The sequence below is a fragment of the Dyadobacter luteus genome (assembly GCF_003383615.1).
Taxonomy (GTDB): domain Bacteria; phylum Bacteroidota; class Bacteroidia; order Cytophagales; family Spirosomataceae; genus Dyadobacter; species Dyadobacter luteus.
The window spans coordinates 14,019-29,122 of sequence record NZ_QNUL01000033.1 but is presented as its reverse complement, the minus strand read 5'-3'; the positions used below and the strand labels follow the sequence as shown (position 1 = coordinate 29,122).

The 15,104-nt window shown below is 43.3% G+C and carries 14 protein-coding genes; 2 read left to right on the top strand and 12 right to left on the bottom strand.

Annotation, left to right across the window (positions count from 1 at the left end; all coding sequences use genetic code 11):
• Positions 1-97 precede the first annotated feature (97 nt).
• Complete coding sequence (gene nadE, locus DSL64_RS25520) at positions 98-2,158, top strand: NAD(+) synthase (protein WP_115833791.1); 2,061 nt, start codon at positions 98-100, stop codon at positions 2,156-2,158.
• Between the two features lie 68 nt (positions 2,159-2,226).
• Here nadE and DSL64_RS25515 read toward each other — a convergent pair whose 3' ends face one another.
• The 8 genes from DSL64_RS25515 to DSL64_RS25480 all read right to left on the bottom strand — a co-directional run bounded on the left by DSL64_RS25515 (position 2,227) and on the right by DSL64_RS25480 (position 9,426).
• Positions 2,227-4,017, bottom strand: coding sequence for an STN and carboxypeptidase regulatory-like domain-containing protein (locus DSL64_RS25515; protein ID WP_229217230.1), 1,791 nt, complete (start codon positions 4,015-4,017; stop codon positions 2,227-2,229).
• A gap of 32 nt (positions 4,018-4,049) precedes the next feature.
• Entirely contained in the window at positions 4,050-5,072 is a 1,023-nt protein-coding gene (locus DSL64_RS25510; protein ID WP_115833790.1) for a FecR family protein, read from the bottom strand.
• Positions 5,073-5,074: 2 nt separating this feature from the next.
• The gene (locus DSL64_RS25505) at positions 5,075-5,668 is read right to left on the bottom strand and encodes an RNA polymerase sigma-70 factor (protein WP_229217229.1); all 594 of its coding nucleotides are present in this window, start codon (positions 5,666-5,668) and stop codon (positions 5,075-5,077) included.
• A 239-nt stretch (positions 5,669-5,907) separates the two neighbouring features.
• Positions 5,908-6,639, bottom strand: coding sequence for a M15 family metallopeptidase (locus tag DSL64_RS25500; protein ID WP_229217228.1), 732 nt, complete (start codon positions 6,637-6,639; stop codon positions 5,908-5,910).
• 56 nt (positions 6,640-6,695) lie between these two features.
• Positions 6,696-7,715 carry a toast rack family protein gene (locus DSL64_RS25495; protein ID WP_115833789.1) on the bottom strand — a complete coding sequence of 340 codons (1,020 nt, stop codon included), beginning with the start codon at positions 7,713-7,715 and terminating at the stop codon, positions 6,696-6,698.
• A gap of 3 nt (positions 7,716-7,718) precedes the next feature.
• The gene (locus tag DSL64_RS25490; RefSeq protein ID WP_115833788.1) at positions 7,719-7,904 is read right to left on the bottom strand and encodes a LiaI-LiaF-like domain-containing protein; all 186 of its coding nucleotides are present in this window, start codon (positions 7,902-7,904) and stop codon (positions 7,719-7,721) included.
• 52 nt (positions 7,905-7,956) lie between these two features.
• Positions 7,957-8,586, bottom strand: coding sequence for a PspC domain-containing protein (locus DSL64_RS25485; RefSeq protein ID WP_115833787.1), 630 nt, complete (start codon positions 8,584-8,586; stop codon positions 7,957-7,959).
• A 216-nt stretch (positions 8,587-8,802) separates the two neighbouring features.
• Positions 8,803-9,426, bottom strand: a complete 624-nt coding sequence (locus tag DSL64_RS25480; protein ID WP_115833786.1) for a hypothetical protein — start codon at positions 9,424-9,426, stop codon at positions 8,803-8,805.
• A 150-nt stretch (positions 9,427-9,576) separates the two neighbouring features.
• Here DSL64_RS25480 and DSL64_RS25475 point away from each other — a divergent pair, with 150 nt between their 5' ends.
• Positions 9,577-10,209, top strand: a complete 633-nt coding sequence (locus DSL64_RS25475; protein WP_147300418.1) for a hypothetical protein — start codon at positions 9,577-9,579, stop codon at positions 10,207-10,209.
• Between the two features lie 73 nt (positions 10,210-10,282).
• Here DSL64_RS25475 and DSL64_RS25470 read toward each other — a convergent pair whose 3' ends face one another.
• The 4 genes from DSL64_RS25470 to DSL64_RS25455 form a co-directional block, all read right to left on the bottom strand.
• On the bottom strand, positions 10,283-11,425 hold the full coding sequence (locus DSL64_RS25470) for an aldose epimerase family protein (protein ID WP_115833784.1): 1,143 nt from the start codon (positions 11,423-11,425) through the stop codon (positions 10,283-10,285).
• Positions 11,426-11,494: 69 nt separating this feature from the next.
• Entirely contained in the window at positions 11,495-12,682 is a 1,188-nt protein-coding gene (locus DSL64_RS25465; protein ID WP_115833783.1) for a galactokinase, read from the bottom strand.
• Between the two features lie 36 nt (positions 12,683-12,718).
• Positions 12,719-13,660: a D-2-hydroxyacid dehydrogenase gene (locus DSL64_RS25460; protein WP_115833782.1), complete on the bottom strand. Its 942-nt coding sequence runs from the start codon at positions 13,658-13,660 to the stop codon at positions 12,719-12,721.
• Positions 13,661-13,705: 45 nt separating this feature from the next.
• Entirely contained in the window at positions 13,706-15,076 is a 1,371-nt protein-coding gene (locus tag DSL64_RS25455) for a sensor histidine kinase (protein WP_115833781.1), read from the bottom strand.
• Between the last annotated feature and the right edge of the window lie 28 nt (positions 15,077-15,104).

Here is a 15,104-nt window from a genome sequence, read left to right as displayed (position 1 = left end):
GTGCGGTTGGTTACAAGTCCTTCTCCTTATTTTTTGTTAAGTTGCAGACGGATTCTATCAGACTTTTTACACAATTCTACAACAGATCGCATAGCATATGCCACAAATTAAAGTTGCTTCGGGTGTGGTGAATCAGACGCCAATGGCATGGGGCACCAACACAAAAAATATTATATCTTCGATTGAAGAAGCCAGAAGACAGCATGTAAGTATATTATGTTTGCCGGAGCTCAGCATTACAGGATATGGATGTGAAGACTATTTCTTTGCGCCGGATCTGGTGGAGCAAGCGGAAAGATGTCTTTTGGATATTGTGCAGGAGACAACCGGAATAATTGTGGCAGTGGGATTGCCTGTCAGGCACAACAACAGCTTGTATAATGCGGCCTGCCTTATTTCCAATAAACAGATTGTCGGGTTTTACTGTAAACAGAACCTGGCCAATAACGGGATTCATTACGAGGCCCGATGGTTTCGTCCCTGGCAGCCTGGAGTTGTAGATGCTATAGAGATCAATCAGATGACCTATCCAATCGGAGATGTTATTTTTGATCTGAGCCGTAGTCCGTTACAGGGGGGATCAAAAGGTGTCAGAATTGGATTTGAAATATGTGAAGACGGGTGGGTAGCCAACCGTCCGGCTCGCAGACATTATGAGCGCGGGGTGGACATTATTCTCAATCCAAGTGCTAGTCATTTCGCTTTTAATAAGTTCATGACCAGGGAACGGCTGGTTGTGGATGCTTCCCGTACATTTGCCTGTACTTATATTTACACCAATTTGCTTGGAAATGAGGCAGGTAGGGCGATTTATGATGGTGATGCAATGGTGGCCTCTAACGGAGAATTGCTTGTGAGCAGCCCACGTTTCAGCTACGAAGATTTTCTGGTTACTACGGCTGTGATTGATACGGAATATACCAGGTTGAGTCAGATTCAGAGTATTATAGCGCCACCGACAAAAGATAAAAGCTGGTTGGCGACGGGCCGTTTTGAATTCCCGGATATAGAGCCTGTATTGCCGCAAGTGGCAGATATGGAGCCGTTTGAAAAAGGTGGAGCTATTAAAGAAGAGGAATTTGCAAGAGCAGTTTGTCTGGGCTTGTTTGATTATTTAAGAAAGAGCCGCTCAAACGGTTTTACAATTTCACTGTCAGGAGGTGCTGATTCTTGTGCCTGTACTGCCTTGTGCGGACTAATGATCCGTTTGGCTGATGAGAGTATCGGGATTGATAGGGTGAAAGAGAAATTGTCCTACATCAAAGCTATTCAGTCGGCTAAGACAGAAGAGGATCTGGCATTGGTTTTAATTCAGAATATTTATCAGGGTACGGAAAACAGTTCAGAAGATACGCTCGAATCTGCCCGATCTCTGGCACTTTCTATAGGCTCAAAGTTCTATAATATCAATATCAATGGTTTGGTAGAAACCTACAAAGGACTGATAGAAGAGCAGATAGACAGAAAGCTGAGTTGGGATCAGGACGATATTGCACTTCAGAATATTCAGGCGAGGGTACGTGCTCCGGGTGTATGGCTGCTTACCAATCTTACCAATCATTTACTTCTGGCGACATCGAACCGTTCGGAGGTTGCAGTGGGCTATGCAACAATGGATGGAGATACTTCCGGTAGTATCAGTCCGCTGGCCGGGATTGACAAGCATTATCTGAGACATTGGTTGCGCTGGCTGGAAAAAGTGGGCTGCGAGGTAAAAGGGAAGCACATTCGTATAGAAGGACTGCAGAAAGTAAATAGTTTGCAACCAACAGCGGAATTACGTCCTCTGGATAAAAATCAAACAGACGAGGCAGATTTAATGCCTTACGATTTTCTGGATGCATTGGAAAAACTGGCCATTCGTGATAAGAAGTCGCCGGTAGAGTCTTTCAAAGGGGTAGTAGTTCGATATAAAGATGTATATGAAATTGAGCGGATTCATTATTGGACGGAGCGGTTCTTCAGGTTATGGAGCCGTAATCAATGGAAACGCGAACGTTATGCACCTTCCTTTCATCTGGACGATCTGAATCTTGATCCGCGTTCCTGGTGCCGATTCCCTATTTTATCTGGTGGATTTGAAAAAGAATTGGCGGAACTGAATGAGTATGTGAAAGGGAATGTAAATGTGGGAAACAGGAAGAGGATTGGATTTTAGAGTAAAACAGGAAAACAATAAACTATAACAGCATGTGGCTGGCGGGAAATTCGTCAGCCACATCTTTTTTACATCTTATTACAAAACCGAATCCCAGCCTGAATACCGACCCAACCAAAACTTTTAGCATAATTATCTGGCTTTTTACCGAGCCAGGTTGGGCGGAGCAGATGATCGGAGATATCAATATGGCCAGGTTCCGATGCGCTATACCAGTTCAGTGAAGGGCCGGCAAAGAAGGCAAATCGGGATCCAAGCTTTTTTTCAGCACTCATTGAAAGACGGAATAACCCCGCCGGCACATCATCTATTTCCTGACCTTTGAATAAAACTGCATTCGCGGTGAGATCTATATTGAGTCCCCAGCCTTTACCAAGGTTTTGAGCAGTACCCAATCCATAACCTATGGTTCCCATTTGTTGCTGATCCGAGAAACCGTTGATGCCGAGTGCGAACACATTGTAAAAGCGGGATACACCCGTTTTGAAATTAAAGGAAAAACGGTCAAATTCATTAGAACCGAATTCGTACCGTCGGTAACCTCCGTATCTGACAAAGCTGAAAAATCCGAACGGGACTGTTTGTGAATAATTGGCATAGTTAACTGCACCGATCTGATGTCCTGATTCAACAGTATGAGCATAGTTGTATATCCCTCCAAGCTGATAACCCCTGAGGGTCCCGACAACCACATTCCCAACACCTGCAACCTGGAATCCTCTGAAATTACGTCCTGTATAATTGATCAGGTTAGAACCCTGAAATCCTGTGAAATTACCCAGCGTAAGATTGATCATAGTGCCGTACTGGAATCCCGTTACGTTATTCCCAACCACATTGCCAATACCTGCCAGCTGAAATCCGGTTACATTTCCTCTCACTACGTTAAGGAAAGCGCCCAGCTCAAATACGTTCACACCAAGAGAATAACCTGCGAGAAAGTTAAGGGAAATATCATTCACCACATTGCCACTCAGTTGACCATTGGTTCCCAAAAACGGTAAAACCGAAGCCTGGAAAGGTCGGTGGAGGGTATCTGTGATGTTACGAATGTTGATAGCTTGTCGGGCAGAAGCAAAGGCATTTTGTACCTCTGTTTGTAGCGTAATGTACGTTTTCTTCAGGTTTTCATAACGGAGTGCGTCCGTTCTGCGCGCCTCGGCAATCTGGGTGGAATCCAACTTCGGATAGCTGTATTGTGGAATCGTCACCAACTGATGAAGGGAATCCGCCCGCTGATTTATTCTGAGAGATTGAATTTCGAGCGGTCTGAGCGTATCGGGATTCATGCCAATGGGCATATAGGCATCCTTTCTGCCCGGTAATGGGATAGATCTGGCGATATAATCCTCTTTTCTTACTTCAAGGCGTAAAGAAGTTTTGGAAACAGGAAGCCTTATTTTGTAAAAACCGTATTGATTACTGATTGTCGATGCAAGGGTGACGGATTCATAAATACTGGCGTTCGCCAATTTCTCTCCTGTTTTTTCATCAATCACATATCCGTTCAGGTTGAAGTTTTCAGGTAACGCATCTTCCTTCTCCGCAGGGGCACTTTGCAGGATAATGTATTTGCGGCGTTCCTTATAAACCACTTTTCCTTTGAATATCTCATTCAGTATTTCTCTTACACTCTGATTGTTTGCTGTGATCGATACGGTTTTTCTTACATCTACGGCATCGGGACTGTACGAAAAGCTGAAACCGCCCAAATCTCCGATTCGCTGGAGAACCTGGTCTATCGGCTGATTGCTAATGCGTATGGAAATTTTTTTCTCCAGGAAATCCTGCGCATATAAAGCTTTAACGCTCAGAAAAAAGCCGAAAAGGAAGAAAATAAAAAGGTATTTGTTCTTCAAAACAGGAATTGTTTGTGATGGTAGCAGAAAGATTACTGGCAACTGTTTCCGTCGAGCCAATAGATATTTCCTTCCTTTCTGATTTTGAGATTCATGGTTTCGGCAATTACTCCCAAAGTAGCATCTACAGGCTCTTTTTCGAACCGTATCGTCAGTCGGCATTGTGCAGTTTTTTCATCAGACAAACGCAAATCTATATGATAGCCATTTCGGATAGAAGAGACAACGTCCTCCAGATCGGTGGCAACAAAGTCGTAAACCTGAGTCCGGTATCCCATTTTGTTTAGATCAGGCAAAATACTTCTTACAGTGTCTTTGGCAACAATAGCACTTTCACCTTCGCTTAATTTGATATTTGTCTCGCCTTTTGTAACTGAAACTTTGCCCGTTTCCACATCCACGCGCACAGGCTCTTTGGCGTAGGCTTTTACGTTGAAAGAAGTCCCCAATACTTTCACTTCCGTACCATTGGCATCAATTACAAACGGATGTGCTGCATCGGGCCGTACATCGAAAAAAGCTTCTCCCTTTAATACTACTTTTCTTTCTGTCCCTTCAAAATGCTCAGGATAAGTGAGAGAAGAATTGTAATTCAAGAAGACTTTTGAACCATCAGGCAATATTTCTTCCCGGGTGTTTTCAATCGTGGCGACTTGCAATGACTTGTTCGCGGCCGGCTGCATCATGTACCAGCCATACGACATCATCAATGCCGCAATGACCGCTGCCGCCCAGAATATTACAGGTTTTCTTTTATTAGTAATTACAGGTGATGCGTTGTTTAAATTTCTTATTTTGATGCTCGCGTCTGATCCGCTGGGAATCGCGTCCATCTTGCTCTTCACCTTCTTCCACGCCAGATCGGTATTCACAGGGAATTTGCCCTGCTGCATTTTTTCGGTTTGCTGCCAGATAATTTTATATCCCTCAAATTCCTGTACATGCGTTTCCGATATCGCAAGCCAGTCTTCAACCTGCTGTATTTCCGCCTCGGATGCTGTTCGGGCAAGATAGCGTGCCAACAACTCTTCCGGTATTTGATCATGAATATTCATGGTTACGGTTCGATTAGTTGTTGGATAAATAAATAAAAAGAAACGAACATCGAAGGCAGGTAAGCAGCCAATTCAATGCGTAGGATTTTCAATGCTTTTCCGATCTGATTTTCTACAGTTTTGATAGAAATCCCCAATTTGTCAGCAATTTCCTGGTATTTAAGCTCTTCAAACCGACTCATCCGAAATGCTTTCTGGCATTGTTCCGGTAGGGTGCTCACGGCTATTTCAATCCGTTCTTCCAGTTCATTGGCGTGAATAGCTTCTGTTACAGGATCATAGGATTGTGTTGAAAAATGAAGACTGTGATCGCGGTGTGCTTCTCGTACCGTAGCATGCTTGAACCGGTTGAGGCAATGATTGTGTACTGCTCTGTACAAATACGATTTCAGTGAAAGCGTGATTTCCAGTTCGGAGTGTTTCTCCCAAATCGTAAAAAAAACGTGTTGCACCACTTCTTCTGCCTCGTCCTGGTCTTTCAGTAAAGAACAGGCATACTGGCATAACCTTTCGTAATACTTGCGAAAAGTTTGCTCAAATGCCTTCTCATCACCCTGCCTGATTGCAGTGACGACATCCGGGTCGGTTGGGTGCAATGTTTTGTACTTTTGGTTTGGCGCCAAAAATATGAAATCTCTTTCGATTACAGTGTTTCTAAATACAAGAGCGGTCGCAGACACGGTTATAATCTCTTTTTGACCCTATGACAATTCATTGAGGTTGAACCCCTATCGTTGGAAGGGGCACAAGAAGAAAATTACAGGCAATAGAGCTGTCGGCAATCTGCTTTTTGGCTACATACGTTGTTTGAAATAGAATAGCACGGGCCGGCAGATTATTTAATCATGCCATATTTCGCGCGGGCAGCTTTTTTGGACATGCCGTCATAATGCCACCATTCCGTCGTATTTTGCGTAAAGCCGGATTGTGTCATGGCTGCGCGAAGAATTTTTCTGTTAGCTATCTGTTTGGACGTGAGTTTGCCTTGTCGCAGCATTTCAGCTTCTGAACGAGGATAGGCAAGAGGTCCGAAGAAATCATATTTTGTTCCCATATCCAGCGGCACACCTTTCTCATCGGCGACTGTAAGATCAATAGCACAACCAAAATTATGATTGGATCCGATTTTAGGATCTGCCACGTATTGAGTCTTACTAGCTTCCGGTATTTTCAATAAGTCCAGCGCTTTCCAAAGTTCGTATTGGACCGAATTTGGCCGGGCAGCATCGTATACAAGAAATTTATAGCCGGGGTTGGCTTTTTGTAATAGTTTGTGTGCCTGCACAAGGCGTGCTCCCATTTCGGGTTGCAGGTAGGCACGGGTAAGGTCACCATATACATCTTTTCCCACAAAATTATCTGTTGTAGAATATTTCAGATCAACGAGAATTGCCGGATCCAGTTCCTGAATATTCACCAGACCCTGGCTGATCATCCGTTGTTCTACTTCGGGCAATTTTACGGTTGAGCGCACTTTACTATCCTTCTGCCCAAAGCTGCTCAGGAAACCCATACTGCAAACGAGCAGCAGTGCAGGGCGCATAAAAAAATGAATACCTTTTACCATAGCCGGCAAAGATATTCATTTGTGTAAAAGGACAAAACAGATCCTGTCCGGTAGTATCAGTATCTTTTCAATTTGAAACTGGTAAGGCCACCTTCGTAATTGATCGTTATTTTATTTATAGCCTTATCGTATCCATTGGTTCTGTACAGGCCATCACTAATTTTTTCCAGTCCATCCAATTCTTTCGAATTGAGCGCGCCATCTATCCGCATTTCACATCCGCTTGTCTTTGGGATTTCAAGTTTTACGGAGGCAACACCTGCTTCAATATCTACTGCTGTTCTGGAGTATTTATCGCCCAACTTTATGTCCATGTCCGCTACACCGGTACTTACTTTCAATTTTTCCAGCTGATAATCAGTGAAATCAAAATCTCCTTCGCCAGCTCCTATACCCATATCGATAGTCCAAACCGGTTTTGTATTCAATCGGATTTTCGCCTCATTGGACATTTTGCCATTCTTGATCTTGATATTACCTTCCTCCATTTTCAAATTCACCGTTGCGCTGTTTTCCAGCTTGTTTACTGATGTGTTGGAAAGAAAACCGATAAATGTACTGCGTGTGGATGCATCAAACAATTTATCCGTATCACCATTCAGCGAAAAGGAGCCAGCGCCTCCTTCCAGATTGAAGGTTGCTTTTTGAACAAAGTCTTCCATCTCATACTGGAATGACCGGTTAATGGATTTGCCATCTTTGCGGCCACGATCTTCCAGATAAGCGTTGTCATCGTTGTTGTTATCCTCGTTGTCGTTGTCACGATGATGTCTTCTATCGTGGTGATCGTCATCATCCCAGTCAAAATTCCAGTTACGGTTATTGAACTTGTCGTTGGTCTTATTCGCCAAACCGCCAAAAACGGCCAGTGTGATCAGCAGGGCAACCAGTCCGCCAGATGCACCACCTGCGGTTCTGGAGATAAGCAACACGACACCTGCGAGTATTAGCAGCACCGGCCAGTAGGGAAATACCTCGTTCCATTGAATATGGATCAGATTCATGTTTCTCAGGAGCCAGAATGTCCCGAACAATACCAATAATCCTCCCCAAACAATACCTCTGGATGTTTTCATGGTTTATATGTTAGAATGGTTTGAAGTTCCGGAATTGAGAAAGTTTTTGACTAGCAGCAAACCTCCGGCGACGATCATGATGATTGGGGTTAAATAATTCCCGAAGTCAAAATCAGTAAGTTCCTGGATCAGAAACAGGGAGCCGACAACAATCAGCATGACTCCCCAGAAAATGTTTTTAAAGTTCATGGCGCTATGTTTTAATGGTTAATTATCAATTATTATGGCGGCTTTGTCCAGCCTAATTCACTTTGATAATCTGATCATCATCTTCATCACCTGGCTTTTTATTTTCAGGATCTTCCGGGAAATGAGAGGATGTACCTGATGATGAAAATGGTCTGTATGGTTGTGGATCCGGTTCAACAGGAGCCGGGTCAACAGGCTCTGTCGGAGGCGGAGTGGTCGGATATACGGTCTGGTTACTTTCCTGCGTTTTATCACGCTGACGAAGGATCAAAAATGCACCTACGGCGATCAGTGCAATCGGCCAGAAATAGGATTTGATCTGATACCAAATGGGCAGGTCATCAATCAGCATCATTGCTCCAAATAAAATCAGGGCTCCGCCAAGGATCATAACAGTCTGATCGGAACGTTTCTTATCAGATGCCGGATCGGCTGTTTTGAATGTATGGGAATCGAAACTTACAGTATTGTCATAGGGAACAGATGGTCCTGTTGGTAACACTGCCCACAAAATGATATATAAAATCCCTGTCCATCCGAAACTTGGAGGTAGCGGAAGAAATAACATTACAACGAATAAAACGCGGATAATGACAACGTCTATCTGAAAATATTGAGCGATACCGGATGCTACTCCTCCGAATACTGCCTGGTCTGGGATGCGGTGCAATTTCTTTTCCATAGTTGGTTCAGTGTTTATTTGCAATCAAAGGTAGTTGGTAATGCAAGATACTGTAAACTGGAAAATTATTATCGGTAATGTAGCGTGTTGAAAGGTTATTTTGAGTGGTAATTTGAAATTTTGAGAGGATGATCAGCCCGCTTTGAGTGATGAGCGGGCTGACCAATATGTTCTATGGCTTTCTCCATAAAGAATTTCAGAAGAGAAAAAGTGCTTTTATTGCTCTTCAAGTGCCTCCAGTATATCCATCATACTGCCGAAGTCTTTATAACCTGGCCGGATTTCTTCACTTCCCCGCAACGCGATGCCCAGCTTAGGGAAAAGTTCAGTGAGTGCAGTTACTGAGAATTCGTTGTCTAGACCAAACCCAGTAAGCATGGGATATTCATCAGAAAGGTGACCTAAAACCTGCATCCAATCTTCGGAAAGTTCGGCATCATTGTCACTTTCTAAAAGAAAATGAGAGACATCGGACTCATAGCGGCTTAGAATGGATTCGATCTCTGACGCATCGTAAGTATCAACACTCACGCGCAGTAGCAGAGGAAGATTTAATTCACTGTGCAGATAGCTCAAAATTCCCGGATCTTCCACCTGTACAGCATGAACCGGATACTGATTCAATAATTCAATGATTTTTTCAGGATCTTCCTGAGCAGTTTCTGCCACCAGTGTAACACCGGCAAGCCAGGAACATATATCTTCAAACTTCTTAGGACTTATATAATTAGGAGACTCTTCGTCAATGGAAAAACCAAGCATTTCAACACCCATTCCTGCACAATAGCGGGCATCGGAAAGGTTAGTAACGTTGCTGATCTTTACGGTTCTGGTAAGCATATTCGGTCGTAGTTTATCGCGCAAAGATAAACCATTGCGCTAGAAAATGCAGGGTATTTACAATCTGTTTAGTTTGGAAAGAGTAGACTTTATTATCTTGCCACAGTTCTTAGCTACAACTTCTCACGTTCCTATTTTAATTTATCAGCGTTGAAAATAATTAAGGTTCTTTCGTTCTTAATCTTTACTCTTTTGCTTTGCGCATGTGTAAAGCACATGCCTGCTCGCTCCTCCGTAACAGAAAGGTTCAGTAACGACGACACTTCTGATGGTGTAGTTTTGATTTCTTTTTCAGCCCCCAAGAATCTTTGGTTCTACACTTGCAGCATTGAGATTATAAATGTTGATACAAAGGTCCGGACATGGCTATCGGGATCATTTCTTCAACCGGATTTAACAGATGATTCAGTAAAGGTAGTGTACAAAGCTGTTGAACTTCCCGAAGGAGACTATCACATACTTAACTGGCAAATTTATCGTGGACAGTCGAAGTTTGTTCCACTCGGAATTTTTACGATTCCTTTTACAGTACGGAGTGGTCATATCAATTATATTGGAGATTACATGGGGTTATTAAAAAATAAAGCTGGAAAAACACCGGTTTTTATGCCACCGACAGATGTGTATTTTGAAGTTTCAGACAGGTTTAATAGCGATGCAGACATGTTTGAGAGCAAGTTCAAACATTTGGATCTAAGTAACGTCTTGAATGCAATGCCCGATTTTAGCGGGAGTAACACAAAATACAGTTTAATGTATTTGAAAGGAATAAATATTCCTTGAATGACTAATGAATCTTGAAAGCAAAAAGCGGGATGGGCATTGCTACCACCCCGCTTTTTGCTTTCAAGAATTATCACTTCGCCGAGAACTTGTATACCGTAGTAGTGCGGTAAGTATCTCCCGGTTTCAAAGAAGTGCTTGGAAACTGTGGTTGATTCGGAGCGTCAGGATAGTGCTCTGTTTCAAGGCAAAGCCCGAATCTTTTTCCGAACGTGGCACCTTTACCTTTCAAACCGCCATCCAGAAAGTTACCTGTGTAGAACTGAACTGCAGGTTCTGTAGTGAATACCTCCATAAAACGACCGCTTTCAGGATCTTTTACCGTTGCAAAAGGAATCAGGGCTTTGTCTGTGCGGTTGATCACCCAGCAATGATCGTAACCTCCACCGTTTTTGATCTGCTCGTCGTCAGTTTTATCAATACCTGCGCCTACTACAGTAGCTTTTCTGAAATCAAATGGAGTGCCTTCTACTGCTCTCAGTTTACCTGTTGGGATCAATTCTTTGTTTACAGGCACAATGCTGTCCGAAAGAATCGTTACTTCATGTCCCAGAATATCACGTTTCAAGCCAGTAAGGTTGAAGTAAGAGTGGTTTGTCAGGTTTACAACCGTTTCTTTGTCTGTTGTGGCAGTGTAATCAATGCTCAAAGAGTTGTCGTTAGTAAGTGTATAAACCACAGTTACATTAAGATTTCCCGGATATCCTTCTTCCATGTCCTTACTGGTGTATTCCAGCTTCAAACCCACCGTGGAATCTTCCTTTACTTCAGTTGCTTTCCACAATACTTTGTCAAACCCTTTGATCCCACCATGCAGCGAATTCGGTCCGTTATTGATTGCGAGTTTATATTCAGTTCCGTTCAATGTGAACTTTCCGTTTGCAATGCGGTTACCGAAACGCCCTACCAAAGCACCGAAAAACGGGTGCTCGCCCAGGTACGGAGCCAGAGAGTCAAAACCTAGCACAACATCCGCCCATTCTCCTTTTTTATCAGCAGCGGTGAGTTTCGTAATGATACCACCATAGTTAGTGATATTTACAGTCATGCCGTTTTTGTTTGTCAGCGTATATAAATCTGCTGTTTGTCCGTCGGGAAGTTCTCCGAATACTTCTTTCGAAATGGTACTGATCATCTCTTGTTTATCATTGGTTTTTGAGCAACCAGCCAGAGCGAGTCCAACCAGCGCCGTGAATAAATAAGTAATTCTTTTCATGCGGCGGATTTAGGTTTAAGATTGATATTAGGTTAAATTGAGCCTGCTATTCTTAAACAGCCTCAGGTTTTAAAGGCTAAGTTCCTCGGTACCATTTGTGATCTTTACACGATAACATGGCAGATCTATGCCAAACGCCGATTTGTAGCCCTGCTTCATTTTATCTTCAAAAGCATCAACACTGTCTTTTTTAATCAGATTAATTGTGCAGCCACCAAATCCGCCTCCCATCATACGTGCTCCGAGAACATTTTCATCGTCGATGGTTTGGTCCACCAGATAGTCCAGTTCAGGGCAGCTTACTTCATAATCATGCTGAAGTCCCTGATGTGTTTCGTACATTTTCTTTCCGAAGCTTTCCAGATCACCGGCAACGAGCATAGCGCAAGCATCGGTCACGCGTTGAATTTCATGAGTGATATAGCTGCATCTACGATATACGACATCGCCCATTTCATCCTTATGCGTCTCAACAGTTTCAGGAGAGACATCTCTCAGGCTTTGGATAGTCGAATCATACTTTTGAAGAATCGCAATTCCTTTTTCACATTCCTGGCGTCGTGTATTGTATTCTGAACTGGCCAAAGAGTGTTTCACGCTCGTGTCGCAGAGTACCAAAAGATACTCATCCATCGGGAACGGGTAATATTCAAATTCCAAACTTCGGCAATCCATCTTCATTACAGATTCGTTTTTGCCAAATGTGGAAGCAAACTGATCCATGATACCACTTTGCAGTCCAATGAATTCATTTTCCACTTTCTGCCCCATTTTCACTATATCCCACTTCGTCAGGCCCAATGAAAACATCTCATTCAGTGCAAAAAACAGACAGCACTCCAAAGCAGCAGATGACGACATGCCAGCTCCGGCGGGAACGTCGCCGCCAAAAGTAGCCTGGAAACCACCAATTGATTTGCCTATTTTCTGAAGCTGATCTATTACGCCAAGCTGGTACAATGGCCACGACTTTTTGGGTTTTGATAAGTCGTCCAGGGTGAAGGTATACGTATCGTTGAAATCTGCCGCGTGCAGCATTACCTGGTTATCACTACGCGGGGTAATCACAAAATATACTGCTTTGTCGACACCCGCAGGCAGTACGAATCCATTGTTATAGTCGGTATGTTCACCGATAAGGTTTATTCTTCCCGGTGAACGAAAAATGCGTGGTGCTGGTGAATTTTCTGATTTCCCGAAATGGCTGAAATATTTTTCTCTGATCTGTTCGGCTACGCTTACTGATGTAATAGACATGCTGTTAGTTATTGGGCATAAATGGTAATATCCGGGTCAATATCCTTTTCCCAGATTAATCTGGTCAAATATATCACTGCCATTTTCTATTGCAAAAATGTTGTTGAGGAATAAATCTACTTTTCCCAGATGTTCATCCGACCGGCCACCGCCTGTATGCTGTGTGAGTAGCACGTTTTTCATGTTCCAAAGAGGATTATCTTCCGGAAGAGGTTCGACTTCGGTTACGTCCAGCACTGCTCCGTCAAGATGACCTGTATTGAGCGCTTCGATTAACGCCTGTTCATCAGTGGTGCTACCACGACCAACGCTGGCATACACGGCTCCCTTTTTGATGGTTTTAAAAAAATCTGCATCAGCAAATTTTACAGCCGTACCAGGCAACGTATTGATGACAAGATCTGCGTGAGGTAGCTCATTGAAAAGCTCTTCGCGACTTCTCAGAGTCGCATCTGGTGATGTTCGGGCATGCAAATGAGTGGAACTGCCAAATCCTTTAAGAATATCATTCACGGCTTGCCCGATTGTACCGGCGCCCAGAATGATTGCGTTTTGCCCATGCAGTATGCGAAGGTCAGCCCGTAGTTTTGCACCCACCCATTCAGATTTCTGCTGCAGAAGGATCAGACTATCAAGCCCCCGGTACAGGGCGAGCACTCCGCCAACTATTGTTTCAGCGCAGGGGCGGGCAAACCAGTTGCCCATGTTTGCTACCTTCACCTGATCAGGTAGAGAAATTGATGCGTACTGGTCGAAGCCTGCAGAGTCAAGCTGCCAGAATTTCAGATTTTGAGAAACATTTTCAAACCAGCTCACAGGTGGGTTACCCAGAATGAAATCTGCTTTTTGGAATATATTTTCTGCGTCAGCATCTGATGCCAGCTGCGCGTGAAAATGAATTTCATGTTTTGGAGATAATGCATCAGTAAGTGTGTTGCGAAGAGATTCCGTAAGTGTTGAATGGCAATAAATAATCATTGTTTTACTGTTTGCGGGAATCTGATCCCATGAATATGTTACTTATTATTCCTGTATATGACCAGCCAAAGGGCAGTCAATAATAACAGTAGTTCCTTCACCGGGCAGGCTATTGATGAGGAATTTACCCCCAAAGGAATTTGTCCGTTGTTGAAGATTGACGAGTCCGTTACCAAGGTTTTCTTTTTCCTCATGTACAAATCCTATACCATCGTCCTGTATTGTAAGCGCAAGATTACCCACTTCTACCACTATACTGATAAATACATTCTGAGCCTGGGAATGTCTTACAATGTTATGGAGAATTTCTTTGTAGACCAGGAAAAGGTTCCGGCGACTTTCGTTTGGGATACGTGAATTAACTTCCTGGGACGGGAAATCGAAGTGCAATGCAATGGGATGATGTTCGAATAAGGTGTAGGCTGTTTCTTTAGCTCTGAACGTGAAGTTATCAACAGAGTTATGAACTGAATGAAGGCTCCAGATAATTTCTCTCATGCGGGTAATCACCTTTCTGGAAGTCTCTCCGATCAGATTAATCGTCGGCTCAGCGGCAGCTCCTGAGCCATTCAGTTGCTTAATGGCGGCATAGCTCATCACACTTATACTGCTCAGGTCAGCCCCTAGCTCGTCATGCAAATCTCTCGAAATATCGTCTCTGATACGTATCAATGCAGATTGTTTTCTTTCATTTTCAAGTAATTGCTCAATCAGCTGCTCTTGTACCTGTATTTTATCCAGCTCATTTTTTCTGTTCTGGACAGACATGCCAAGCGTAAAACATAATACTTCGAGTACAACTCCGATTTCCATGTATGTTACAGGAAATGAAAGCGCTCTAACAGGATTTCTGTCAAAAATTTGAGGGAAGAAATTGGTGGTAAGTGCGAACAGACAACCCAGTACAAAGAAAAGAGATCCGGCGATAAAGTAGCCTACTGCTACTTCTCTCAGTTTAAGTATGCGCGGCACCACTACAAGCGCACCCAGCGCCAAGAGGCATCGGAAAAAAATATACGTATTGCTTTTTACTACATTGGTAGCATCAGCGAGATAAAAACCCAGATCTACCGCAATCTCGATAGCAAGGATTATATTCATTGCTCTGAGAATCTTATGACTGAGGGGATCGAGCCGGGGAATATCAATAAGCAAAATGGCAAATCTTATATAGAGGAGAAAGGCAAGTGATTCAACAGCAGCTACTTTGAAATTTGTACCCGGCAGATAATCTGCTTTGCCATAATCAATATCATCCCAATAGAAGGTGACGATCATACAAAGTATGTAGAGTGCATATTGCCAATAAATAGGTTTACGATGCTGGGTGTATGAAAATAAAGCATACAGCGCCATCATAGATAACATACCATCAAAAAACAGCCGGAGCTGCGGATAGGGTATGGCAGGAAACATGCTGTCGGTTAGGGGATTAGATCAACCA

Excerpts from the sequence above, each read along its gene's own strand:
- nadE (WP_115833791.1), top strand. The coding sequence starts at position 98 with ATGCCACAAATTAAAGTTGCTTCGGGTGTGGTGAATCAGACGCCAATG.
- DSL64_RS25510 (WP_115833790.1), bottom strand. The coding sequence starts at position 5,072 with ATGAATATTCATGATCAAATACCGGAAGAGTTGTTGGCACGCTATCTT.
- DSL64_RS25500 (WP_229217228.1), bottom strand. The coding sequence starts at position 6,639 with ATGGTAAAAGGTATTCATTTTTTTATGCGCCCTGCACTGCTGCTCGTT.
- DSL64_RS25495 (WP_115833789.1), bottom strand. The coding sequence starts at position 7,715 with ATGAAAACATCCAGAGGTATTGTTTGGGGAGGATTATTGGTATTGTTC.
- DSL64_RS25490 (WP_115833788.1), bottom strand. The coding sequence starts at position 7,904 with ATGAACTTTAAAAACATTTTCTGGGGAGTCATGCTGATTGTTGTCGGC.
- DSL64_RS25485 (WP_115833787.1), bottom strand. The coding sequence starts at position 8,586 with ATGGAAAAGAAATTGCACCGCATCCCAGACCAGGCAGTATTCGGAGGA.
- DSL64_RS25480 (WP_115833786.1), bottom strand. The coding sequence starts at position 9,426 with ATGCTTACCAGAACCGTAAAGATCAGCAACGTTACTAACCTTTCCGAT.
- DSL64_RS25470 (WP_115833784.1), bottom strand. The coding sequence starts at position 11,425 with ATGAAAAGAATTACTTATTTATTCACGGCGCTGGTTGGACTCGCTCTG.
- DSL64_RS25465 (WP_115833783.1), bottom strand. The coding sequence starts at position 12,682 with ATGTCTATTACATCAGTAAGCGTAGCCGAACAGATCAGAGAAAAATAT.
- DSL64_RS25460 (WP_115833782.1), bottom strand. The coding sequence starts at position 13,660 with ATGATTATTTATTGCCATTCAACACTTACGGAATCTCTTCGCAACACA.
- DSL64_RS25455 (WP_115833781.1), bottom strand. The coding sequence starts at position 15,076 with ATGTTTCCTGCCATACCCTATCCGCAGCTCCGGCTGTTTTTTGATGGT.